Genomic DNA, 24,461 nt, shown 5'->3' with positions numbered 1-24,461 from the left:
TCGTGGTTTCAGCCGTACGGCCCGCACGTGTGGTGAGGGGACGGAACGCCAGTGACGGACAGCGCAGGCATACCGGGCGGCACCGAAGCGGCCGGAGGCTCCTCGAAGCCTCCGCGCGGCCGCCGGCGCCGCCTGCTGCGCTGGATCGCGCTCGGGCTGGCCCTGCTGGTCCTGTGCGGGGCCGCGGTCGGCTGGTGGCTCTACCGCAAGCTCGACGGGAACATCACCGAGGACACCTCCGCGGCGGCCGAGCTGGGGCGCTACGAGCGCGAGCGCCCCACGCACGCCGTGGGCGGTTCGCAGAACATCCTGCTGATCGGCTCGGACTCGCGCTCCGGCAAGGAGAACGCCCGCTACGGGCAGGACCGCGGCACCGAGCGCTCGGACACCGCGATCCTGCTGCACCTGCCCGCGGACCGCAGGAGCGCGACCGCGGTCTCGATACCCCGGGACCTGATGACGCGGATCCCGGCCTGCCTGACGGCGGACGGGAGCCGCACCGCCGAGCGGCTCGCGCAGTTCAACTGGGCGTACCAGTGGGGCGGGGCCGCCTGCACGATCCGTACGGTCGAGAAACTCACCGCAATCCGGATCGACCACCACATGGTGGTGGATTTCGACGGGTTCAAGAAGATGGTCGACGCGGTCGGCGGGGTGGAGATCTGCCTCAAGCAGCCGATGAACGACTCCGAGGCGAAGCTGAAGCTCCCGGCCGGCCGGCAGACCCTGCACGGCGAGCAGGCCCTCGGCTTCGTCCGCGCCCGCTACAGCCTGGGCAACGGCAGCGACACCGAACGGATGGAGCGCCAGCAGCAGTTCCTCGGCTCGCTGGTCGAGAAGGTGCAGAGCACCGGGGTGCTGCTGAACCCGGGCCGGCTGTACCCGCTGCTGGACGCGGCGACCTCCTCGGTGACCACGGACCCGGGACTGGCCTCGCTGCGCGGCCTGTACGAACTGGTGCGGGGCATCCGGGACATACCGGCCGAGCAGGTCAAGTTCCTGACGGTGCCCCGCCGCCCGTACGCCGCCGACCCGAACCGTGACGAGCTGGTGCAGCCGGACGCGGCCCAACTCTTCGAGCAGCTGCGGATGGACAGGCCGCTCACGGTGACCCCGCCGCCCCCGACGACCCCGGCGAAGGCCGAAACCGAACAGGCCCCGGAGACCGCCCGGGCCGCCGAAGGCGAGGCCTCGGCGGCCCCGAAGGGAACCGGATCCACCCCCGCGCCCGTCCCCACCTTCACGGGAACGACGGCGGGCACGGCCGATTGCCGGTAAAGCAATCCCCAAAGGCGGTGTCCGAACCGAAGGCCTTGCGGGGTTTGACCCGTTATAAGGGGAGTGGAATTTGTCACCACCATGGTTTGCAGTTGACCAGGGCGGATAGGGTGAGCGATCCGGTGCCCCGGCCAGAAAAGAGGCCGTGCACCAGCAGCCGGATCGTTGACCGGGCGTCTTGGGGGAGACGCGTCGCGAGGCACCGACGGAGGATTCGAGCAACCGTGGATGCGCAAAGCCGTGGGCGGGCAGACGAGATCGACCCCGCAGACCAGTGGGTGCTCAACCCCCGCACTGGCAACTACGAACTGCGACTGGACCGTTCCGCTGCGCAGCAGCAGCCCTCCGTCGCCGCACCTCGCAGACCGTCTTCGGCCCGGGCCGGTGCGCCCGGAGCGCCGACGGCCCCCAAGACCCCCAAGACCCCCAAGGCCCCGTCTCCGGCGGTGCCCGGACCGCGGCGCGGCGAGGGTCCGCCCGGGCGGCGCGGCGGCCGGCCGCGCAAGGGCGGCGGAGGCGGCGGCCGGCGCAAGCGGATCCTGGTCGTCACCGGCGGCACCCTGGCCTTCCTGCTGGTCGGCGCTTCGGTGGGCGCGTACCTCTACTACGACCACCTGAACAACAACCTCAACGTCACCGACGTCGGTGACGCGGGCACGGGCGGGTTCAAGAAGGACCAGCCCATCAACATCCTGGTCATCGGCACCGACAAGCGCAGCGGCGCCGGCAACGAGGGCTACGGGGACGCGGACAGCGTCGGCCACGCCGACACCACGATCCTCTTCCACGTCTCCAAGGACCGCAGCAATGCCACCGCGCTGTCCATCCCGCGCGACCTGATCACGAACATCCCGGCCTGCCCGACGAAGCAGCCCGACGGTTCGACGAAGACGATCCCCGGCGAGAAGGGGACCCGGTTCAACATCAGCCTCGGCCAGGAGGGCCGCGACCCGGGCTGCACCATGCGTACGGTGAAGGAGATCACCGGGATCACCGTCGACAACTTCATGATGGTCGACTTCAACGCGGTGAAGGTGCTGAGCACGGCGGTCGGCGGCGTTCCGGTCTGCCTCGCGAAGCCCGTGGACGACAAGGACTCCAAGCTGAAGCTGGACGCCGGCGAGCACCGGCTGCAGGGCGAGCAGGCCCTGGCCTTCGTACGCACCAGGCACTCGTTCGGCAACCACGGCGACCTCGACCGGATCAAGACCCAGCAGCAGTTCCTGGGCTCGATGATGCGCGAGATGAAGTCGAAGGAGACGCTGACCAGTCCGAAGAAGTTCTTCTCCCTCGCGGAGGCGGCCACCAAGTCGCTGACCGTCGACTCGGGCATAGGGTCCATCGACAAACTCACCAATCTCGCCGGTGAGTTGAAGGACATGGACCTCAAGAACATCACCTTCACCACGCTCCCGGTGCTCGACAACCCGGCCGAGCCCGAGGGCAAGAAGGCGACCGTCGTCGTCGACCAGCGCCTGGCCGACCCGCTGCTGAAGATGATCCAGGGCGACGTCTCGCTGACGGAGGTCGAGAAGAAGGAGCAGGCGGCGAAGGACGCGGCCGACGCGGAGGCCAAGGGCAAGGCGGACGCCCTGCTCCAGGGCAACCGCGCGCCCGCCGGCGACGTCCGGGTGGACGTCTACAACGGCGGCGGGCCCGGGGGTGCGGCCTCCGCCACCGTGAACTGGCTGCAGAACAGCAAGGGCGTCAACAAGTCCAGCAACCGCGGCAACGCGCCCGCCAAGCTCGACGCGACGCAGCTGGAGTACGCGCCCAACCAGGCCGACCAGGCCCGGGCGCTGGCCGACCTGATGGGGCTGCCGGCCACGGCACTGAAGATGGGCTCGGCGGACGCCGGACCCAAGACGCCGATGAAGCTGACGCTCGGCGCCGACTTCAAGGGGGCGGGGGTCTCGCTGACGGCGCCGCAGAAGGCTCCGGAGGACATTCAGCGGGTCGAGGCCGACAAGGCGATCTGCGCCAAGTAGGCCGGCCGGGGCGCCGCATCACAGCAAGGCCGCAAGGCAGGCAAGCCGAGCACGACCGAGCAAGGCAAGCAGGCCGGCCCGTGCCGGTGGAACTGCACCGGCACACCACGACACGAAGTGAATCTTGAGGGGGACGCGTGAGGCACAGCAGCGTGCGAGGGGAGGGGGCGCCCGCCCAGTCCGGTGAGATATCCGGCGGCGGATCCGGCGCGTCCGGCACCGTCCCCCGACCGAGAGGCGGCGCCGGCGGCGGCGCCCCCCAGCGGCGCGGCCGGCGGCGGGTGCTGCGCTGGGTGTCCTCCGTACTGGCGCTCCTCATACTCGCGACGGCGGCGGGCGGCTACCTCTACTACCGCCACCTCAACGGCAGCATCAAGACGGACGTCCTGAACCTCGGCGAGAACAAGCTGGGCGGCTCCAAGCCCAACGCCTTCGGTCAGACCCCGCTGAACATCCTCCTCATCGGCTCCGACGCCCGTGACGACGCGGCCAACCAGGCCCTCGGCGGGGCCAGGGACACCTTCGACGGCCCGCCCCTCGCGGACGTGCAGATGCTGCTGCACCTGTCGGCCGACCGCAGCAACATGTCGGTCGTGTCCATGCCGCGCGACACGATGCTGATGATGCCGAAGTGCACCGAGCCGGGCCCGGGCGGCAAGGTCCACCCGGCCAGCCGGGGCCTCGTGCAGACCAACGAGTCCCTCGGCCGGGGCGGGCCGGGCTGCACCGTCGCCGCCTGGACGGAGCTCACGCACATCCCGATCGACCACTTCATGATGATCGACTTCAAGGGCGTGGTGACGATGGCGGACGCCATCGGCGGCGTCCCGGTCTGCGTCCAGCAGAACGTGGAGTCGCGCACCCGCGACGGCAAGGGCTCCGGCCTGAAGCTGCCCGCCGGGACGAACACCATCCAGGGCGAGCAGGCCCTCCAGTGGCTGCGCACCCGCTACGGCTTCGAGGACGGCACCGACCTCGGCCGCACCCACGCCCAGCACATGTACATGAACTCGATGGCCCGCGAGTTCCGCAAGAACGCCAAGCTCAGCAACCCGATGAAGCTGAACAGCCTGGCGCAGGCGGCCATCAAGGCCATGGTCGTGGACCCCGGCCTGAACAAGATCGACAAGCTGTACGACCTCAGCACGGAGCTCAAGAAGGTCCCCACCGGGCGGATCACGATGACCACCATGCCGTGGGTCTACAGCACCCGCGAGGAGGGCCGGGTCGAGCCCAAGCCGGTCGAGGCCGAGGCCCTGTTCCGGATGGTCCGCGAGGACATCGCCCTCGACGGCAAGGGCTCCGGGACCCCGAACCCGGACGCCGCCGCGTCCCAGCCCGCCGCCTCCCCCTCGACCGCGGTCCCGTCCCAGCCGGCCGCCGATCCGGCCGCGCCCCCGGCGAAGATCGCGGTCAGCGTGCGCAATGCGACCGGAGGCAAGGACGGCGCCCAGACCCGGGTCAAGGGCCGGGCCGACGACGTCGCCGCGATCTTGGTCGGCAAGGGCTTCACCAAGGCCCTGTCCACCACGCAGACCGGGGCGGAGGACACCACCGTGATCCGCTTCTCCAGCCCCGACCAGGCGGGTGACGCGGCGGCCGTGGCCACCGCGCTCGGCCTGCCGGCGAGCGCCGTGGAGAAGACCGAGGACGTCACCGGGATCGTGCTGTTCGTCGGCAAGGACTGGCGGACCGGCAACGCGCCGACCCCGCCGCCGCCCGCCCCGACCAAGGCCCCGGACTCCGCCCGTCCGCTCAACGGCGACGACGACAAGGAGTGCATGGCGATCCAGCCGGGCTTCACCTGGTAGGACCCGTACGCAACGAAGGGGCCCGGTGGCGCTGTCGCCACCGGGCCCCTTCACATGTACGTACGCGGCCTGCTCAGACCTCGCTGGCCAGGTCCCGGCGCACCGCCGGGCGGCGGCTCGCGATGACCTTGTCCGCGAGCGAGCGCGGGCTGGTCAGGAAGCCGAAGCCCCAGGACATGTGCATGGTGGCCATGGCCACCGGGATCTGCGCCCGCGCCTTGAGGGAGAGCCCCTTGCCGGCCGGGACCGAGCCCACGGTGATCGCCGCGAGGTAGCCGGCCGGGACCAGGAACCCCCACGGGCTGACGGCCGCGCCGACCACGACACCGGCGGCGATGGCGCACAGGGCGGTCGGCGAGGCGAGGTAGCGCAGGTTGATCGAGCCCGAGTGGTAGCGGGCCACCACGTGACGCCAGCGGCCGTAGTCCTTGTACTGCTTGGCGAGCGCCCGTACGGAGGGCCGCGGCCGGTACTGGACCTTCAGCTCGGGCGAGAACCAGATGAGCCCGCCGGCCTCGCGGATGCGGAAGTTCAGCTCCCAGTCCTGGGCGCGGATGAACTCCTCGTTGTAGCCGCCCGCCCGCTCCAGCGCCTCGCGGCGGAAGACACCCAGGTAGACGGTGTCGGCGGGGCCGGCCTTGCCTCCGGTGTGGAAGGCCGCGTTGCCGACGCCGATCTTGGAGGTCATCGCCGCGGCGACGGCGTCCTCCCAGGCGTTCTCGCCCTCGGCGTGCATGATGCCGCCGACGTTCTGCGCACCGGTCTCCTCCAGGAGACGGACCGCGGTGGCGATGTAGTTCGGCGAGAGCATGCCGTGGCCGTCGACGCGTACCACGATCGGGTGACGCGAGGCCTTGATGGCGGCGTTGAGAGCGGCCGGGGTGCGGCCGGAGGGGTTCGGAACGGTGACGACGCGGGGGTCCTCGCGTACGAGCTCGGCGGCGATCTCGTCGGTGCGGTCCTTGGACGGCCCGAGTGCGATCACCACCTCCATCTCGCCGGCGTACTCCTGTCCGAGGATGTGGCGGACGGAGTCACGCAGATGGCGCTCCTCGTTGAGCACCGGCATGATCACCGAGACTGCGGGCTGCTGGGCGGGCATGTGGTCCTTCAAGGTCGGGTATCGGTGTCACGTTACCGCGTACGGGGGAAACGGGTGCGCGCCGCATGATCGGTAGGGACAGCAGCTGATCGTATGGGCCTACTGTTCTGACGATCTGCCCGATGTGTCTGTCCCTGATGTACCCGACTCCGGTGTGTCCGGTTCGTTCCTGTCGGCCCTGCTGCCCCCGCGGAGGTGTCCCCCGTGCCCCAACCGCACCGTCCCACCCGACCCGCCCGGCCCCCGGGGCCGCAGCGCGCGCGGCGCGGCGGTGCTCCGGACCGGCGCCGGGGGGACGACCGGCCCCGGTGGGGGGTACGGCTGGCGGCCGGGCTGGCGGTGGCGGTACTGGGCTCCGGGGCGATCGGGCACGCGGTGATGACCGGCTTGGACACCGGGATCGAGCGGGTGGACCCGTTCAAGGACATGAAGAACCGGCCCCAGGCCGGACACGGACTGAACTTCCTGCTGGTCGGCACCGACGGACGGGACAAGATCACCCGCGAGGACAAGCGCGAGTACCGCCTCGGCGGCGCCCCCTGTCACTGCACCGACACCGTCATGCTGGTGCACCTCTCCGCCGACCGGCAGCGGGCCAGCGTGGTCAGCCTGCCCCGCGACAGCTACGCCGAGCTGCCCGAGCACCGCGACGAGTCCAGCGGGAAGCAGCACGGGCCGCACCCCGTCAAGCTGAACGCTGCGTACGCGGAGGGCGGGCCTCAGCTGACCGTGCGGACCGTCGAGAGCATGACCCGGGTGAAGATCGACCACTACCTGGAGGTCGACTTCACCAGCTTCATGAAAACGGTCGACGCGATGGGCGGCGTGGAGATCTGCACCGCCAAGGCCCTGCGCGACCAGAACACCGGGCTGGACCTGCAGCCGGGCAGCCACCGGCTCAGCGGCGGACAGGCCCTGCAGTACGTGCGCTCGCGCCATGTGGACGGAGCCGCCGACCTCGGCCGGATGCAGCGCCAGCAGCGGTTCGTCGCGGCCCTGATCAAGCAGGCCACCGGCGGCGGGGTGCTGCTGAACCCGGTGAAGTTCAAGGAGGTCAGCTCCACCCTGCTGGGCTCGGTCCGGGCCGACCGGGGCTTCGGCTCCGAGCAGATGCTGGCCCTGGGGCAGGCCCTGCGCGATTTCACCCCGGCGTCGTCGGAGTTCGCGTCGGTGCCGATCGGGGACCCCTCGTACCCCGTCAAGGGCATCGGCTCGACGGTGAAGTGGGACGAGCCGAAGGCCGCGAAGCTCTTCGAGGCGCTGCGCCTGGACCGGCCGCTCGTCCCCGCAGAGCCGGGGCGCCGGCCTGCGCGCCGGCCGCAGCAGCAGCCGGCGGTGCCGGTGGACGTGCCGCCGCAGCAGATCCGGGTGCAGGTGGAGAACGGCACCCGGATCGACGGGCTCGGCGGGCGCGTGGACGCGGCGCTGCGCGCCACCGGCTTCGACACCACCCGGGCCCCGGGCAACGGCGCGAGCCGCGACGTCAAGCGCACGGTGGTCGCGTACGACCCGCGCTGGGACCGCTCGGCCCGTACGGTGTCCACCGCGCTGCCCGGCAGCGAGCTGCGGGCGGTGGCGGGCCAGGGGCGGACGGTGCTGGTGATCGCCGGGGCGGACTACCGGAAGGTGGTGCCGGTCCGGCCCGAGGATCCGAACCAGGGCCAGTACGGGGTGGTCACGGGCGACCAGGTGATCTGCGGGAAGTGAGGGGTCTCGGTCGCCGGTGACGGGTCGTCCCCGCCCCGGGTGACGGGTCCCGGCCGCCGGTGACCGGTCTCAGTCGTCGTCGAAGCCCTGGGCCGCGCGCTCCTCGCGCAGCGCCATGATCGCCCGGCGCCGGGCGAGCCGGTGCGTGCGCCGGATCTGGGCCTCCTGGTTGCGGCGCCGGTCCTGGTCGGTCTCGGGGAGCACCGGCGGGACCGTGCGCGGCTTGCCCTCGGCGTCCACGGCGGTGAAGACGAGGTAGGCGCTGCCGACCTGGGTGGCGGGGGTGGACTCGTTCCACCGCTCCGCCAGGACCCGTACGCCGATCTCCATGGAGGAGCGGCCGGTCCAGTTGCACTGGGCCTTCACGTGGACCAGGTCACCCACGCGGACCGGGGCGAGGAAGGCCATCTCGTCCATGGACGCGGTGACGGCGGGGCCGCCGGAGTGGCGCCCGGCGACGGCGCCCGCCGCGTCGTCCACCAGCTTCATGATCACGCCGCCGTGCACGGTGCCGAGGAGGTTGGTGTCGTTGGCCGTCATGATGTGGCTGAGCGTGGTCCGCGAGGCCGAGATCGGCTTGCCCTGGGGTTCGCCGGCCGCCCGGCCCGGTATCTCTGTCATGCGCCTACCTTAAAGCCGACGCGAAACCCGACATGCAGGCATCAGCTCTGCAACAGCACCGGAACGAAGCTCCGCCCGGACTGTCGGGCACCGTATCCGGCCAGGCATCCTAGGCGGCATGAGTGAGTGGCCCGAGGGGCGCAACGACAGCGGGGACGACCGGTACGGACACGGCAGCGCACAGGCGCAGCCCGAGGGTGCCCGGCGTATGCCGCATGTCCAGCGCCGGCAGCAGCGGCCGGTGCCGCCGCAGCAGCAACCGCAGCGACCGGCGCAGCCGCCGGCCCGGCCCGGGCAGCCGCCCGCGTACGGGGTGCCTCCGCAGCAGGCCCCGAGCCACGACACGTACGGCGGCTACGACAGCGGCTACAACACCGGCCAGGTCTACGGGCGGCCGCAGAGCACCCCGGCGGGTCCGGGCGGCCCGGGTTCGCCCACCGGTCCCGGCGGCCCCGGCGGCCCGGGGGGTCCCGGCGGGCGGCCGGGGCGGCCGGCCGGACCCGCCCCGGACTGGCGCAAGCGGATCAAGATCGGCTCCATCGTGCTCGTCACGGCGCTGCTCGCGACCACCATCGGCACGTACTTCTGGGCCGACTCCAAGGTGCGCCGCGAGGTCGACCTCTCCAAGGTCATCGAGCGCCCGAAGGAGGGCGACTGCACGACGTACCTGGTCGTGGGCTCGGACAGCCGCGAGGGCCTGTCCGACGAGCAGAAGAAGCAGCTCCACACGGGCTCGGCCGAGGGCAAGCGCACCGACTCGATGATGATCCTGGCGGCCTGCTCCAGCGGGAACACGATGGTCTCGCTGCCGCGCGACTCGGACGTGGAGGTCCCCTCCTTCGTCGGCTCCGAGTCCGGGAAGAAGTTCGCGGGCACGGGCAAGCACACCAAGCTCAACGCGACGTACGCGGACGACGGCCCGGAACTGCTGGTGCGCACCGTGGAGTTCAACACGGGCCTGCGCATCGACCACTACGCGGAGATCGGCTTCGCCGGGTTCGCGAACATCGTGGACGCCCTCGGCGGTGTCGACATGAACATCGAGAAGGGCTTCAAGGACGAGAAGTCGGGCGCCGACTTCAAGGCCGGCGAGCAGACCCTCAATGGCAGCCAGGCGCTGGCCTTCGTCCGGACCCGGTACGCGTTCGCCGAGTCGGACCTGGCGCGTACGAAGAACCAGCAGAAGTTCCTGTCGACGCTGGCCAACCAGGCGGCGACGCCGGGCACGATCCTCAACCCGTTCAAGCTGTACCCGGTGCTGGGTGCGGGCCTGGACACGCTGGTCGTGGACAAGGACATGTCCCTGTGGGACCTGGCCGACATGTTCTTCGCGATGAAGGGCATCAGCGGCGGCGAGGGCGTGTCGATGAACATGCCGATCGCGGGCGAGCGCGGCGGCAACCTGCTCTGGGACAAGGCCAAGGTGCAGCAGCTCGTCAAGCAGATCCAGAACGACGAGAAGGTCACGGTCACGGCCAACTAGCCGGACACGACGATGCCGCCGGCCCCGCGGGGCCGGCGGCATCGTCGTGTCGTATGCCGTCGGCGGTGTTACCGGTCGGAGGAGAAGCGGACGGCGGCGGAGGGCAGTTCGGCCCCGCACCACACCCGCGCGCCCGCGCGCAGTTCGTTGTCCGAGCCGACGACGGCCCCGTCGCCGACGACCGCGCCGTCCAGGACGGTCCGCGTGCCCACCGAGGCGCCGACGCCGATCAGGCTGGCGCGCACCTGGGTGTCCGCGGCGATGACCGCGCCGTCGAGCACGATGGAGCCGTCGACGACCGCGCCCGCCGCGATACGGGCTCCGGCGCCCACGACGGTGCCCCCGGACAGCTTGGCTCCGGCCGCCACCTCGGCGCCCGGGAGCACCAGGGACTCGCCGCGCGGGCCCGGGACGGCCGGGGAGGGGACGACTCCGCGTACGAGGTCGGCGGAGGCCTGGACGAAGGACTCGGGCTTGCCGAGGTCCAGCCAGTACGTGTTCTCGGTGACGCCGTGGAGCAGGGCCCCGGAGGCGAGCAGGCCGGGGAAGGTCTCGCGTTCGACGGAGACGGGGCGCCCGGCCGGGATGGAGTCGATCACGCTGCGGCGGAAGACGTAGCAGCCGGCGTTGATCTGGTCCGTGATGATCTCCTCGGGGGTCTGCGGCTTCTCGGTGAAGGCCAGCACCCGCCCCTCGGAGTCGGTGGGGACCAGGCCGAACGCGCGCGGGTCCTCGACCCGCACCAGGTGCAGGGAGACGTCGGCGGCGGCCGCCCGGTGGGAGTCGACGAGCCCGGCGATGTCGAGGCCCGTGAGGATGTCGCCGTTGAAGACGAGGACGGGCGAGTCCGGCCCGCCGGTCAGCCGCTGCGCGGCGTTGCGGATGGCTCCGCCGGTGCCGAGCGGCTCGTCCTCGACGACGTACTCCAGCGAGACGCCGAAGGCGGAGCCGTCGCCGAAGTACGGCTCGAAGACCTCGGCGAGGTAGCAGGTGGCCATCACGATGTGCGTGACACCGGCGGCGGCGGCCCTGGCTATCTGGTGGGCGAGGAACGGAACACCGGCCGCGCGCACCATCGGCTTGGGGGTGTTGACCGTGACGGGGCGCAGCCGCGTCCCCTGCCCCCCGACCAGCAGGATGGCTTCCAAAATTGTTTCTCCCCACCCGGTTCGGGCCCTATGAGGGTCCCAAGTTAGCCCATCCGCGTCAGCGCCCGCCCGACGCCCGAACGAGACGAGACCCACACCACTCGGCTCCTCCCGGCCCCGTCCTACTCGGCGGTGTGGGTGACGCGTTCGGATTCGATGCGCTGGGTCAGGGCTTCCGGGGCGAGGCGGTCCAGGTTGCGGCACAGGACCACGGAGCCGCCCGTGGCCAGGGAGGCGAACAGGCCGGCCGAGAGGCCGTCCCACGTGTCGTAGTCCAGGCCGGACAGCAGTCGGGAGCCGGCGGCGAGGCCGCGCTTCGCCGCGTCCTCGCGGGCGCGGTCGACGAGCTGCGCGTGCGTGAACTCCTCGCCGTCGACGATCAGTGCCGGACCGTCGGCTTCCACCGGGACGAAGGGGGCGAAGCGGTCGCCCTGGCCCGGTACCTCCACCGCGTAGTCCGCGAATCCGGCGGGCGGCTGCGGGAAGCGCCCGCCCAGCGGACGCAGCGCGAGCGCCACGCGCTCGCCGCCGCAGGCCAGGGCCTCCTCCAGGGTGTCCGGCCCGCTGACGACGAGATCGGCGTCGTCCGGGCGTCCGCCCACCGAGGCCACGACCCCGACCGAGTCGCAGGCGAGCAGCCACACGGCGCTCTGCCAGTGCGCGGGGAGCAGCAGCGCGAGCCGGTCGCCGGGCTCGGCGCCCAGGTCGCCCTGGAGCAGATTGGCGGTCTTGGCCACCCAATTGGCGAAGGTGGCGACGGACAATTCGACGCGTTCGCCCGTGGCGTCGTCGTAGAACGTGACGAGCGGGCGGCCCGGATCGGCGGCGAGCGCGGATCGCAGCAGGTCGGCAGGGGTGCGGTCAGTGGCGTTCACCCGCCCCAGCCTACGCGGGCCCCTCGCCCGTACGGCGGGCATCGGCTCCTCCGTACGGGCGAGGGACGCGCGGGCCGGATCGGACGGACCGTCAGTTCTCCGATGGCGCTTCGAGGTGACTGTGCTCAGCATCGCTTTCATGCGTGGATTCCTTGCTTCCTCGATCGGTGTCGCGACGGCTGCCGCCCTGGCGGCCCTGCCGCTCGCGCTCTCCACTCCGGCCCTGGCCGCGCCTTCGCAGGGCGCGGCCGCCACCCCCGTCGCCCCCGCCGGGTCCACCCAGTCGCTGCCGCTCGGCCCCCTGGGTCCCGCGGCCGACCGGTCGCCCGGCGTCCCCGGCATGAGCACCTCGCCGCGGCTGCCCGAGAGCCGGGGGCTGCCGCCGCGCGAGGTCAAGCGGTTCTCGCTGGTCGGCGTCGTCTGGGACGACGCGAGCACCCAGCTGTCCGGCCGGGTCCAGGTCCGCACCCGCACGGTGGCGACCGGGACCTGGTCCGACTGGCAGGACATCGAGACCCACAACAGCGAACACGCCCCCGACCTCGACACCCGGGAGAGCGGCTCCGGCCGGGTCCGCGGCAGCACCGCCCCGCTGTGGGTCGGCGACTCCGACGGCATCGAGGTCCGCGTCCGGGCGGAACCCGGAGCCGGAGCCCCGGCCACCCGCGCGGGCGCCCGGCTCCCGTCGGGCATGCGGATCGAGCTCGTCGACCCGGGCGCGACGGACCCGGTGACGGTGGTCGACGCCAAGAACGGCGCGACGGGCACCGCCGACGAGCCCGAGGGCGACGACAAGGGCGACGTGGTGGCCCTGCCGGGCATGACCATGGAGACGGCGGAGTCCTCGTCAGCCAACGTCCCGCTGGCCGCGCTCGGCGCGAAGGAGATCAGCGCGCTCGACAAGGCCGACTCCACCGCCGACGCCGTCCTCGCCAGCGAGGGCACCCTCAGCGCGGCCGCCCGCCCGTACATCGGCCCGCGACCGCGGATCGTGACACGGCTGGGCTGGGGCGCGGACGAGTCCCTGCGCGAGCCGGGCTTCGTCTACACGAGCACGGTCAAGGCGGCCTTCGTCCACCACACCGCCTCCGGGAACAACTACGCCTGCAAGGACGCCCCGGCGGTGCTGCGCAGCCTGTACCGCTACCACGTGGTCAGCAGCGGCTGGCGCGACCTCGGCTACAACTTTGCCGTCGACAAGTGCGGCACGGTGTACGAGGGCCGGGCGGGCGGAGTCGCCAAGGCGGTGCTCGGCGCGCACACCATGGGGTTCAACACGGACAGCATGGGCGTCGCGGTGCTCGGCACCTACACGAGCACCAACCCGCCCGCGGCCGCGGTGAAGGCGGTGGCGCAGCTCACGGCGTGGAAGCTGGGGCTGTTCAACAGGGACCCGCGGGCGAAGACCACCCTGAAGTCGGGCGGCGGCAACCGCTTCAAGAAGGGCACGAACGTCAAGCTGAACGTGATCTCCGGCCACCGCGACGGCTTCGCCACGGAATGCCCGGGCAAGCTCCTCTACGCGCAGCTCCCGCCCACCCGCACTTCGTCCGCGAAGCTCCAGGGCCGCCCGTAGGGGGACGTCGCGGGGCTACGCTCAAGGCATGGCCGGCCGCTTCGACCCCCTCACCCGCACCGCCGTCCGCGGCGGCCGCACCAGCGTGCCCGCACCCACCGCGGCCGGCGCACCCACCGCGGCCGGCGCACCCACCGCGGCCGGCGCACCCGCCGCGGCCACCGCAGGCGCCCGGACCCGGGAGTGGGATCCCGGCCGGGCGGTCGATCTCGGGCTCACGCTCGGGCCCCTGCGGCGCGGCCCCGGCGACCCCACGTTCCGCACCACCCCCGACGGCTCCGTCTGGAAGACCAGCCGGACCCCCCAGGGCCCGGCCACCCTCCGCGTGGCCCTGGGCCCCCGTACCGGAACCGCCCACGCCGAGGCCTGGGGCCCCGGCGCCGAGTGGATGCTCGACGGCCTGCCCGCCCTCCTCGGCGAAGGCGACGACCCCGCCGCCTTCGTCCCCCGCCACCGCCTCGTGCACGCCAGCCACCGCCGCCGCCCGGGGCTGCGCCTCACCCGTACCGGACTGGTCCTGGAGTCCCTGATCCCGATCGTCCTGGAACAGAAGGTCACCACCGACGAGGCGTACCGCGCCTGGCGCCGCCTGGTGTGCCAGTACGGGGAGCCCGCCCCCGGTCCCCGCGGCGGCCTCCCGCAGGGCCTGTACGTCATGCCCGAAGCCCGGACCTGGGCGCTGATCCCGTCCTGGGACTGGCACAAGGCCGGCGTCGACGCCAAGCGCTCCGCCGCGATCGTCCGGAGCGCCCGCGTGGCGAAGCGCCTGGAGGAGGCCGCCGCGATGGAGCTCCCGCAGGCCGCCGCCCGGCTGGAGGCCGTCCCCGGCATCGGCCCGTGGACCTCCGCCGAGACCCTCCAGCGCAGCAACGGCGCCGCCGACGCCGTCACCACCGGCGACCTGCACCTGCCCGGCATCATCGGCTACGCCCTCGCCGGGAACCGGGACGCCGACGACGCCGAGATGCTGGAGCTGCTCGCCCCGTACGCCGGCCAGCGCCACCGCGCGGCCCGCCTCGTCCTCCTCGCGGGCCACGTACCGCCCCGCCGCGCCCCGAAGATGCGCAAGACGGACATCGGAAAGCTCTGACCCGGCCGGCGAACAGGCCGGTCAGCGGAGCTCGATGAACTCCTCCGCCGACCGCGCCGGGCGCTGAGCCGCAGCCGCCGCGGCATGGCCCACCGCCACCGCCCCCATCGGATCCCAGCCCTCGGGCAGCCCGAGCACCTTGCGCACCACGTCCCGGCAGAACATCGTCGAGGACACCCACGCCGAGCCCAGCCGCTCCCCGGCCAGCGCGACCAGGAAGTTCTGCACGCCCGCGCCCATCGCGACCACGAACATCTCCCGCTCCGCCGCATCGCGCCGGGCGTGCCCGTAGTCGTGCGCCCCGTCCGTCACCATGCACGGCACCACCAGGTACGGGGCACCCCGCAGGACATCGCCCCGCCGGACCCGCTTCGCGATGGACTCCTCGGACTTGCCGTCCCGCCGCAGGTCCTCGACCCAGGCGTCGCGCATCGCGTCCAGCAGCTCCAGCCGCGCCGCGGCCGACTCCAGCAGGACGAACCGCCACGGCGTCGTGTGGTGCGGAGCCGGGGCCGTCACCGCCGCGGCCACCGCGCGGCGGACCGCGCCCGGGTCCACCGGCTCGTCGGTGAAGGCCCGTACGGTACGCCGCTGCGTCACGGCTTCCCGTACCGCCTCCGAGGTGCCCAGCCGGAACATGTCGTCGGCCGGCGCGCGCACCAGGTCGGCCGCAGTCGAACCCTCGCCGAGCAGGTGCCCCAGACCGCGTACGACGGCCACCGGCAGCCCGGTCGCCTTGCCCTTGACCAGGTCTCCGGCCGCGGCCAGCTCGTCCGCCGTCGCCACTATCGTCGCGCTCAGCGGATTGCCGTGGGCGTCCGTACCGCCGCGCAGGTCGTCCAGGACGCGCACCCCGGCCGAGCCGATCGCCACGTCCGTGAGCCCGGAGCGCCAGGGCCGTCCGAAGGTGTCGGTCACGATGACGCCGACGTCGACGGACAGCAGCTCGCGCAGCCCGGCGCGGATCGCGGCGGCCGAGGCGTCGGGGTCCTCGGGCAGCAGCAGTACGGTGCCGGGCTCGGTGTTCGAGGCGTCGACGCCGGCCGCCGCCATGACGAGCCCCTGCCGGTTCTCGACGATCCGCAGGGCGCCGCGGCGCGCGACGACCCGTACGGTCTCGGCGTCGATGGCGTCCTCGCGGGACTCGGCGTGGACGATCCGGCCCTCCGCCTTGGAGACGATCTTCGAGGTGACCAGCAGCACGTCCCCGTCCCGCAGTGCGGGACCGGCCGCCGCGATCAGCCGCGCGAGGTCGTCGCCGGGGCGGACCTCCGGGATCCCGGCGACGGCGCGCACCTCGTACGAGGGGACCGGCGGGACCGGATGGGCCGGAGCGGCCGGAGGGACGGAGGGGACGCTCACCGGGAGGCCTCCGCCAGCGCCAGCGCGGCCCGGGCCATCTCGGCGGTCGCGGCCAGGTCGGTCATCATCAGCGGCACCGCGCGGCAGGCGATCCCGGCGGCCTCCACCTCGGCGACCGCGTCGGCGTCGGAGGTGTCCACGAGCCAGCCGTCGAGCAGTCCGGCGCCGTAGTGCCGGGCGACGGCCGCGGCCGTGGACTCGACGCCGACGGCGGCGAGCACCTTGTCGGCCATCCCGCGCACGGGCGCGCCCCCGACGATGGGGGAGAGGCCGACGACGGGCGCCTCGGCGGCGGCCACGGCCTCGCGGATGCCGGGCACGGCGAGGATGGTGCCGATCGAGACGACCGGGTTGGACGGGGGGAAGACGATCAGGTCGGCGGCCGCGATGGCCTCCAGTACGCCGGGCGCGGGCTTGGCCTGCTCGGCGCCGACGGGTACGACGGCCTCGGCGTCGAGCGAGGCGCGCAGCCGGACCCAGTACTCCTGGAAGTGGATGACGCGGCGTTCGCCGGTCTCGGGGTCGGTGACCGCGACGTGCGTCTCGACGCGGTCGTCGGACATGGGCAGCAGCCGGACCCCGGGCTGCCAGCGGTCGCAGAGCGCCTCGGTGACGGCGCTCAGCGGGTAGCCCGCGCCGAGCATCTGCGTACGGACGATGTGGGTGGCGAAGTCGCGGTCGCCGAGGCCGAACCAGTCCGGTCCGACCCCGTACGCCGCGAGCTCCTCCTTGACGGTGAAGGACTCGTCGGTGCGGCCCCAGCCCTGGTCCTCGTTGATGCCACCGCCGAGGGTGTACATCACCGTGTCCAGATCGGGGCACACCTTCAGTCCGAACAGGTGGATGTCGTCACCGGTGTTGCCGATGACCGTGATGTCCGCGTCGGGGACGGCGGCCCCCAGGCCGCGCAGGAAACGGGCGCCGCCGATGCCGCCGGCCAGAACAACAATGCGCATGCGGACAGTGTGTCAGTCAGCCGCAGGCTGTCGTGGAGGGGTGGCGGTCGGGCGACGGGCGGGACGGTCGGTCAGCCGCGCGGGATCAGACGGAGAGGGCCTCGGACCGGGCCGGGGAGCAGCTGTGCATCGGCATCTCGGTCAGGCCCGGGAAGTAGACGTGCAGGCTGACGGCTCCGTCGAGGGTGTCGTTGACGACCTCGTGGGCGTAGCCGGGGGCGAAAACGCGCTGGGCGCCGGAGCCGAGGGTGAGCGGTCCGCGCGAGCCGTGCTCGGTGAGCTCGCCGTCGAGGACGGTCATGACGCCGGAGGAGGCGCCGTGGTCGTGGCGGCCGCTTCCCTGGCCGGGGACCCAGCTGAGCAGCCAGACCTCGTAGCCCGGGCCCGTGCGCAGCCGGTGGTACCAGCGGGTGGTGGCGTCGTACTCGACCAGGTGCTCCCACTCGGCGCGGTTCGCGGCGATGGAGCGGGCGAGGCCGGCGAACTCGGCGACGGTGGCCGGGTGTTCGCGGGCGGGCTGGAGGAGGTGCTGGACGGAGAGGATGTCGCCGGCGATCTGGAGGTCGCTCTCGACGGCGACGGGAGCCGTGGCGGGAGCGGTGAGGGGGGTGCTGAGCGGCGTGCTGTTCATCGTGGGGGTGTCCTCGACGGATGTCAGTCGTGCTGGCGGTCGCTGTGGGGGTGGCCGGAGCTCAAGGGAGCCGAAGCTCCGGAGGCATCAACAGCTGCAACAGCAACAGCGAACCTGGGCAGCACTCAGGAACCCACGAATGGGGGTCCGGGTGGCGGCCGAGGTCACTGACATGGGGACAAGGAGACCGGGTCGAGGGCCCGACTGTCAACCCAATGCCACGTATGGCCGCAAAAGTTTCATCTGATCCGGTTGCCGTGCTGGGAGAAAGGTTTGTGCAAACCGATGGAGGGGAGGTGGCGCTCCACATCCCGCCGATGCCACACCGGCCCGGCCCAAACCCGACGCGCCGCCCCGTGATCGAAATGTGATCTGCGCCGCTTCTTTGGCTTGATCGCAACCGCACCGCGGAGCGGCACGTCGATTGCGGGTGAGCACGGGGTCCGTGGAGCACCGGTTGCATGTGTCACGATTTTTGGCGATATGAACACTTTCTGCATACGCTTGGTTCCGCAGAGTGAATAAGGGGCCCAATAGCAGATCTCGGCTTGACTGGCCGGGAGCGGCCCACTTGTAATTTCACTCGTGTCGTTACGTAGCGATGAGTGACGACAACACCACGGGGACGCACAGACAGAGCGAGGGGCGCACATGACCGAGCTGTTTCAGGAACTGCTGGTCGAGGAGGCGGACGAAGAGCTCGGATGGCAGGAGCGCGCTCTGTGCGCCCAGACCGACCCCGAGTCCTTCTTTCCCGAGAAGGGCGGCTCCACCCGCGAGGCCAAGAAGGTCTGCCTCGCCTGCGAAGTCCGCTCCGAATGCCTTGAGTACGCACTCGCCAACGACGAGCGATTCGGCATCTGGGGCGGCCTCTCCGAGCGCGAACGCCGACGGCTGAAAAAAGCCGCCGTCTGAGCACGCAGCGCAACACGGCGCAACGCACGGCAACGCGCGGCGGTACACGGAACATCGCGCGGCACGTAGCGCGGAACATCGCGCAGAACAGAGCAACGAGCAGAGCAAACGGTCCGCCTCCTGCACCTTCCCCGCAGGAGGCGGACCGCTGTGTTTCCAGCCGTTAGTGTGGGGCGCTGTCCAGCAGCCTCCGGGAGCACACCACCCCCGGATCCACTCCCCGGACCGCGTCCGGGGGGACCCCCAGGCCGGAGGGCCAGTAGAGCGATGTCCCTGCACAGCCAGTCGACGGCCTCCCACCAGGCTGCCGCCACACCCGAGTTCCCCCGGCACGTCGTCACCGCGGTCCTCGTCGCCCACGACGGCGCCCGCTGGCTGCCCAAAACGCTCGCCGGCCTCCTCGGCCAGGAACGCCCCGCCCAGAGCCACGTCGCCGCCGACACCGGCAGCGCCGACGACTCCGCGCGCTTGCTCGGCGAGGCCCTCGGCGAGGACCGCGTCCTCCACCTCGCCCGCCGCACCGGCTTCGGCGCCGCCGTCGACGAAGCCACCCGCAGCGCCGCCGCCCTGACCCCCGAGGACCTCCCGTACCTCAAGCGCCCCAGCGGCTGGGACCCCGTCAGCCGCACCTGGCGCGACGACGCCTACGACCTCCCCGAACTCCCCCACGGCGAACCCGTCCAGTGGCTCTGGCTGCTCCACGACGACAGCGCCCCCGAGCCCGACGCCCTCACCGAACTGCTCCGCGTCGCCGACGAGAACCCCGACGCCGCCGTCATCGGCCCCAAGCTGCGCGGCTGGTACGACAAGAAGCAGCTCCTCGAAGCCGGCGTCACCATCGCCCGCAGCGGCCGCCGCTGGACCGGCCTCGACCGCCGCGAACAGGACCAGGGCCAGCACGACCAGGTCCGCCCCGTCCTCTCCGTCTCCACCGCCGGCATGCTCGTACGCCGCGACGTCTACGAAGCCCTCGGCGGCTTCGACCGCCGCCTGCCGCTCATGCGCGACGACGTCGACCTCTGCTGGCGCGCCCAGAGCGCCGGCCACACCGTCCTCGTCGCCCCCGACGCCGTCCTGCGCCACGCCGAGGCCGCCGCCCGCGAGCGCCGCACCGTCGACTGCGCCGGACGTACGAGCTCCAGCCCGCACCGCGTCGACAAGGCCGGCGCCGTCTACACGGTCCTCGCCAACAGCACCGGCCGCGCCCTGCCGTACGTCCTGCTGCGCCTGCTCGTCGGCACCGTGCTGCGCACCCTCGCCTACCTCGTCGGCAAGGCCCCCGGCCAGGCCGTCGACGAGATCACCGGCCTCCTCGCCACCCTGCTGCGCCCCGGCCGGATCCTCGGCGCCCGCCGCAGACGCGGCCGCCCCGCCGTCCCCGCCAAGGAACTGCGCCCCCTGTTCCCGCCCCCGGGCGCGAGCCTGCGGGCCAACGCCGAACAGCTCGCCGGCTACTTCGGCGCCGACCGCGACACCGACACGGCCGCCGTCGGCCGGCACGGCGGAGCCGTCGAATCCGGCCCCGGCGGCGACGACGCCGACTACCTGGAGATCGAACAGTTCGCGCGCCTCAAGCGGATCGCCCGCAACCCCGCGCCCGTCCTGTTCGCCCTCCTCCTGCTCGTCTCCGTCATCGCCTGCCGCGCCCTGCTCGGCGGCGGCTCCCTCATGGGCGGCGCCCTGCTGCCCGCCCCCGACAGCGGACTCGCCCTCTGGCGGGCCTACACCGACGACTGGCAGCCCGTCGCCGCCGGCTCCACCGCCGGAGCGCCCCCCTACCTCGCCGTCCTCGGCTCCGTCGCCGTCCTGCTGTTCGGCTCCACCAGCGCCGCGCTGACCCTGCTGCTCGTCTGCTCGGTCCCGCTCGCCGGGCTCACCGCGTACTTCGCCTCCCGGCCGCTCGTCGAATCCCGGCTGCTGCGCGCCTGGGCCGCCATCGCCTACGCCTTCCTGCCCGCCGTCACCGGCGCCCTGGCCGGCGGCCGCCTCGGCACCGCCGTCCTCGCGATCCTGCTGCCGCTCATCGCCCGCTCGGCCGTCGCCGCCTTCGGGTTCGGCGCAGCGGGCGATGAGCGGGGCGGCTGGCGCCCGGTGTGGACGTACACCCTCCTGCTGACCCTGGCCACCGCCTTCACCCCCGTCGTCTGGCCGCTGGCCGCCGTCCTCGGGACCGCCGCCCTGGTGCTGCGCCGCGCCGAGTGGAAGGCGTACGGCCTGCGGCTGCTCGCCACGCTCGCCGTCCCGCTCCTCGTGCTCGCCCCCTGGTCGCTGAGCCTGCTCACGCACCCCGACCGGCTCCTGCGCGAGGCCGGCCTGCCGTACGGATCCGGCTCGGCCACCGCCCTGGACCTGCTCGGCATCAGCCCCGGCGGCCCCCGGACCGCCGGCGGCCTGCTGCTCATCGGCATCGTGCTCGCCGCCCTGGCGGCCCTGCTGCGCGGGGAGCGGCAGTTCGCCGTCCGCAGCGCCTGGGCCGCCGCCCTCGCCGCGCTGCTGCTGGCCGTCGTCGTCAACCGCACCGGCTGGGCCGGGCCCGCCACCCTCGTCTACGGACTGGCCCTGCTCGCCGCCGCCGTCGTCGGCGCCGACGGCGCCAAGGAGCGGGTCGCCGCCAGCAGCTTCGGCTGGCGCCAGCCGCTCGCCGCGCTGATCGCGCTCGCCGCGGCCGCCGGCCCGCTGCTCGGCGCGGCCGGCTGGATGATCAGCGGCGCCGACGGCCCGCTGGAGCGGCGCGACCCCGTCCAGGTCCCGGCGTTCGTCGCCGAGGAGAGCGGCACCCGCGACCAGGCCCGCACCCTCGTCCTTGGCGGCACCTCGCCCGCCACCGTCTCCTACACCCTGGTCCGCGGCTCCGGCGGCCGCCTCGGCGACGCCGAACTCGCCGCCGCGGCCGGCAGCAGCCCCCAGCTCGACAAGGTCGTCTCCAGCCTCGTCGCCGGCTCCGGCGCCGACCAGAGCGACCAGCTCAGCGGGTTCGCGATCCGCTACATCCTGGTCCGCGACGGCGCCCCGCAGCAGATGCGCAAGGTCCTCGACGCCACCCCGGGCCTCAGCCGCCTCAGCCAGCTCGACGGCAGCGCCCTGTGGCGGGTGGACCGCCAGGTCGCCCGCGCCGCCATCGTCTCCGGCAAGCCGGGCGAGGCGCCCATCCCGGTCGCCTCCGGCCCCGTCGAGGTCCACACCAAGATCCCGGCGGGCGAGTCGGGACGCGTGCTGCGCATCGCCGACCGGGCGGCCCCCGGCTGGCAGGCCACCCTCGACGGCAAGCCCCTCAAGTCCAAGACCCTCGACGGCTGGGCCCAGGGCTTCGAACTGCCCGCCGACGGAGGCCGCCTCGACCTCGTCCACGCAGACGCGTTCACCCGCACCGCCTGGCACTGGGCCCAGGGCCTGCTCGCGCTCGTCCTGCTCGTGATGGCCCTGCCGGGCCGCCGGGCGCGCCTCGACGACGACCTGCCGGAGGAGGAGGCCGAGGCCGCCGACCGGTCCGCCGCGGGCGAGGCCGGCGAGGGCCGCCGCGCCCGCCGGCTGCGCGCGGAGGCGCAGTCGCCGGCCGCCGCGCCGGCCGCCGCCGAGGAGCCCTCGGGCGCGGTCGCCGACCCGTACGCGCAGATCCCGGCGCAGCCGGTGTACGGGGATGACGCGTACGCGTACCAGGCGTACGGCGACCAGGGCTACGCGTACGAGCAGCAGCCCCAGCAGCCCCAGCAGCCGTACGTGCCGGCGCCCGCCCAGGCCCCCGGGTACGAGCAGTACCCGTACCCGCAGCAGGGCTACGAAGACCCGCAGGCGTACCCGCAGCAGCCCCAGCAGCCGTACCCCTACCCGCCGTACGAGCAGCCGTACGACACCTACGGACAGCACGAACCGCGTCCGGACGGGAGCCCCCAGCAGTGAAGCAGCGCGCACCCCTGACGCTGGCGGCGGTGGCCGCGGCCCTGGCGGCCGTCACCGGCGTCGGCTACCTCACCGCCCCCGCCTCCCCTGCCGCCGACGCCAAGCCGGCGGCCGCCGCCCGGATGCCGGTGGAGCGCTCCGCGCTGGTCTGCCCGGCGCCCAGCTCATCGGACATCGCGGAGACCACGTACACGGCGGTCACGCCCGGCGCGGCCGGCGCCGCGGGCAAGGGCGCGGCCCGCCTCCTCGGCGCGACCAAGGAGGCCAAGCCGGTGCTGGAGCTCAAAGAGCGCGGCAAGCCCGCCGGAGCGACCGCCTCCGGCGCCGGGGCGCCCGCGCTGACGGGCGTCGCCGACGGGATCCTGGCCCCCGGCTGGACCGCGCAGCAGACCACGAAGGTCACGGTCGGCCGGGCGCGCGGCGTCCTGGGCGTCGGCTGCACCACGCCCGGCACCGACTTCTGGTTCCCCGGCGCGAGCACGGCCAAGGGGCGCGAGGACTACGTGCACCTCACCAACCCGGACGACACCGCGGCCGTGATCGACATCAAGATGTTCGGCCCGGACGGGGCGGTCAAGTCCGACGGCGGCACCGGCGAGAACATCCGGATCGACCCCAAGTCCACCAAGGCCGTCTCGCTGGCCTCCCTGGCCCCCGGCATGCAGCTCCCGGACGTCACCGCCCATGTGACGACCCGTGCGGGCCGGGTCGGCGCCTCCGTGCAGGTCGGCGAGGAGGGGGTGGGCGCCGACTGGCTGCCTGCCTCCGCCGACCCGGCGGGCTCGCTGGTGCTGCCCGGGATCCCGGCGGACGCCACCTCCGTACGGCTGGTGGCCTTCGCGCCGGGCGAGGAGGACGCGGACCTCACCCTCAAGCTGGCCGGGCCGAACGGCTCGATCAGCCCGGCGGACAACGAGCAGCTGCACCTCAAGGGCGGTATGACCGCGAGCGTCGACCTCAAGGACGTGACCCGCGGCGAGGCGGGCTCGCTGGTGCTGGTCCCGGCGAACGGCAAGAAGGCCGTACCCGTGGTGGCCGCCGTACGCGTGGTCCGCGGCAGCGGCGCCAAGCAGGAGCTGGGCTTCGTCCCGGCGACCGGGCCGGTCGGGACGCGCGCCACGGTCGCCGACAACCGGGCCGACGAGAACGCGACGGTGCTCTCGCTGACGGTGGCGGGAGGCACGGACGCGAAGGTCAAGGTGACGGCCTCGGCGGGCACGGAGGCCGGGGAGCCGGCCTCGAAGGAGTTCACGGTCAAGGCGGGCACGACGCAGGCGGTGTCGCTGGCCCCGGCGGGGGCCAAGGGCTCCTACGCGCTGACGGTCGAGACGGTCTCCGGCGGGCCCGTGTACGCGGCCCGCACGCTGACCCTGCCGCACGAGGGGATCCCGATGTTCACGATCCAGCCGCTGTCGGACGACCACGCGATGGTCTCGGTCCCCAAGGCCGCCCAGGACCTCACGGTCCTGACCGACTAGCGACTCGTACGAGAGGTACGGCCGGACCGCCCGTCAGTCCTGGCCGTACCGCGGGTCCACCGTCTCCGGGGACAGCCCCAGCAGCTCCGCCACCTGCTCCACCACGATCTCGTGCACGAGCAGGGCGCGCTCGTCCCGGCTCTTCGTCCGGATCTCCACCGGCCGCCGGAACACCACGACCCGCGCCGGCCGTCCCGCCCCGTCCGCCTCCGACAGCGCCCCGAGCGGCACCGCCTCGTCGTTCCAGCCGGCGTCCGGACCGCCCGGCGGCCCCGGCACGTCCGCGACCACGAACTCCACCTCCGCCAGCTGCGGGAAGCGCCGCTCCAGCCGCTCGACCGAGTCCCGTACGAGGTCCCCGAACAGCTCCGCCCGGCTCGCCGACAACGGCACCTGCGGCGGGGCCAGCGGCCCCCGCATCCCCCGCCCGTGCCGGTCGCGTCGGCGCGGCCGCGGCTCGGCGGGAGGTTCGGCGGAGCGGGGCGGGCCAGGGGGCAGGGGGCTGTCGGTCACCCCCGCAGGGTAGCCCTCGCGGCCCCTGCC

General features: G+C 73.2%; 18 protein-coding genes. 10 read left to right on the top strand and 8 right to left on the bottom strand.

The features are described 5' to 3' along the window. Positions 1–51: 51 nt before the first annotated feature. The 3 genes from IF02_RS0112960 to IF02_RS0112950 all read left to right on the top strand — a co-directional run bounded on the left by IF02_RS0112960 (position 52) and on the right by IF02_RS0112950 (position 5,077). On the top strand, positions 52–1,278 hold the full coding sequence (locus tag IF02_RS0112960; RefSeq protein ID WP_030156436.1) for an LCP family protein: 1,227 nt from the start codon (positions 52–54) through the stop codon (positions 1,276–1,278). A gap of 224 nt (positions 1,279–1,502) precedes the next feature. Then, positions 1,503–3,266, top strand: coding sequence for an LCP family protein (locus IF02_RS0112955; protein WP_030156435.1), 1,764 nt, complete (start codon positions 1,503–1,505; stop codon positions 3,264–3,266). A 137-nt stretch (positions 3,267–3,403) separates the two neighbouring features. Next, complete coding sequence (locus IF02_RS0112950) at positions 3,404–5,077, top strand: LCP family protein (RefSeq protein WP_234318182.1); 1,674 nt, start codon at positions 3,404–3,406, stop codon at positions 5,075–5,077. Between the two features lie 73 nt (positions 5,078–5,150). Here IF02_RS0112950 and IF02_RS0112945 read toward each other — a convergent pair whose 3' ends face one another. Continuing rightward, positions 5,151–6,179 carry a glycosyltransferase family 2 protein gene (locus tag IF02_RS0112945; protein WP_030156430.1) on the bottom strand — a complete coding sequence of 343 codons (1,029 nt, stop codon included), beginning with the start codon at positions 6,177–6,179 and terminating at the stop codon, positions 5,151–5,153. 204 nt (positions 6,180–6,383) lie between these two features. On the opposite strand from IF02_RS0112945, the gene IF02_RS0112940 reads away from it, so the two are divergent. Continuing rightward, complete coding sequence (locus tag IF02_RS0112940; protein WP_078622066.1) at positions 6,384–7,886, top strand: LCP family protein; 1,503 nt, start codon at positions 6,384–6,386, stop codon at positions 7,884–7,886. A gap of 69 nt (positions 7,887–7,955) precedes the next feature. On the opposite strand, the gene IF02_RS0112935 is transcribed toward IF02_RS0112940, so the two are convergent. Continuing rightward, the gene (locus IF02_RS0112935; protein ID WP_030156426.1) at positions 7,956–8,507 is read right to left on the bottom strand and encodes an acyl-CoA thioesterase; all 552 of its coding nucleotides are present in this window, start codon (positions 8,505–8,507) and stop codon (positions 7,956–7,958) included. A gap of 118 nt (positions 8,508–8,625) precedes the next feature. On the opposite strand from IF02_RS0112935, the gene IF02_RS0112930 reads away from it, so the two are divergent. Beyond that, positions 8,626–9,990 carry an LCP family protein gene (locus tag IF02_RS0112930; protein WP_078622065.1) on the top strand — a complete coding sequence of 455 codons (1,365 nt, stop codon included), beginning with the start codon at positions 8,626–8,628 and terminating at the stop codon, positions 9,988–9,990. Between the two features lie 68 nt (positions 9,991–10,058). Here the strand turns inward: IF02_RS0112930 and IF02_RS0112925 are convergent, their stop codons facing one another. After that, a complete protein-coding gene (locus tag IF02_RS0112925; RefSeq protein ID WP_030156424.1) occupies positions 10,059–11,141 on the bottom strand; it encodes a sugar phosphate nucleotidyltransferase in 1,083 nt (360 codons plus the stop codon). A gap of 119 nt (positions 11,142–11,260) precedes the next feature. Continuing rightward, entirely contained in the window at positions 11,261–12,013 is a 753-nt protein-coding gene (locus IF02_RS0112920) for a TIGR03089 family protein (protein ID WP_030156422.1), read from the bottom strand. A 139-nt stretch (positions 12,014–12,152) separates the two neighbouring features. On the opposite strand from IF02_RS0112920, the gene IF02_RS0112915 reads away from it, so the two are divergent. Together IF02_RS0112915 and IF02_RS0112910 are read left to right on the top strand one after the other, a co-directional pair. Beyond that, positions 12,153–13,589: a peptidoglycan recognition protein gene (locus tag IF02_RS0112915; RefSeq protein ID WP_030156420.1), complete on the top strand. Its 1,437-nt coding sequence runs from the start codon at positions 12,153–12,155 to the stop codon at positions 13,587–13,589. Between the two features lie 28 nt (positions 13,590–13,617). Continuing rightward, positions 13,618–14,679 (top strand): DNA-3-methyladenine glycosylase family protein, encoded by a 1,062-nt coding sequence (locus IF02_RS0112910; protein ID WP_030156418.1) that lies wholly within the window; start codon positions 13,618–13,620, stop codon positions 14,677–14,679. 21 nt (positions 14,680–14,700) lie between these two features. Here the strand turns inward: IF02_RS0112910 and IF02_RS0112905 are convergent, their stop codons facing one another. The 3 genes from IF02_RS0112905 to IF02_RS0112895 all read right to left on the bottom strand — a co-directional run bounded on the left by IF02_RS0112905 (position 14,701) and on the right by IF02_RS0112895 (position 17,628). Then, positions 14,701–15,975 (bottom strand): coenzyme F420-0:L-glutamate ligase, encoded by a 1,275-nt coding sequence (locus tag IF02_RS0112905; protein WP_030156417.1) that lies wholly within the window; start codon positions 15,973–15,975, stop codon positions 14,701–14,703. 62 nt (positions 15,976–16,037) lie between these two features. Beyond that, positions 16,038–16,997, bottom strand: coding sequence for a 2-phospho-L-lactate transferase (cofD, locus tag IF02_RS0112900; RefSeq protein WP_030156415.1), 960 nt, complete (start codon positions 16,995–16,997; stop codon positions 16,038–16,040). 85 nt (positions 16,998–17,082) lie between these two features. Next, positions 17,083–17,628 (bottom strand): cysteine dioxygenase, encoded by a 546-nt coding sequence (locus IF02_RS0112895; protein ID WP_051696181.1) that lies wholly within the window; start codon positions 17,626–17,628, stop codon positions 17,083–17,085. A 651-nt stretch (positions 17,629–18,279) separates the two neighbouring features. On the opposite strand from IF02_RS0112895, the gene IF02_RS0112890 reads away from it, so the two are divergent. From IF02_RS0112890 to IF02_RS0112880, 3 genes are all read left to right on the top strand, one after another. Next, entirely contained in the window at positions 18,280–18,543 is a 264-nt protein-coding gene (locus tag IF02_RS0112890; RefSeq protein ID WP_003983763.1) for a WhiB family transcriptional regulator, read from the top strand. Between the two features lie 267 nt (positions 18,544–18,810). Further along, positions 18,811–22,440 (top strand): glycosyltransferase family 2 protein, encoded by a 3,630-nt coding sequence (locus IF02_RS0112885; RefSeq protein ID WP_078622063.1) that lies wholly within the window; start codon positions 18,811–18,813, stop codon positions 22,438–22,440. Further along, positions 22,437–23,918, top strand: coding sequence for a DUF5719 family protein (locus tag IF02_RS0112880; protein WP_030156411.1), 1,482 nt, complete (start codon positions 22,437–22,439; stop codon positions 23,916–23,918). Before IF02_RS0112885 ends, IF02_RS0112880 begins: the two co-directional genes overlap by 4 nt. A gap of 33 nt (positions 23,919–23,951) precedes the next feature. On the opposite strand, the gene IF02_RS0112875 is transcribed toward IF02_RS0112880, so the two are convergent. Next, entirely contained in the window at positions 23,952–24,431 is a 480-nt protein-coding gene (locus IF02_RS0112875; protein WP_078622062.1) for a metallopeptidase family protein, read from the bottom strand. Positions 24,432–24,461: the final 30 nt, after the last annotated feature.

It is taken from the genome of Streptomyces sp. NRRL S-244 (assembly GCF_000717915.1).
Lineage (GTDB): Bacteria > Actinomycetota > Actinomycetes > Streptomycetales > Streptomycetaceae > Streptomyces.
The sequence above is the reverse complement of the archived record's forward strand: the minus strand, read 5'-3'. Positions and strand labels throughout refer to the sequence as shown.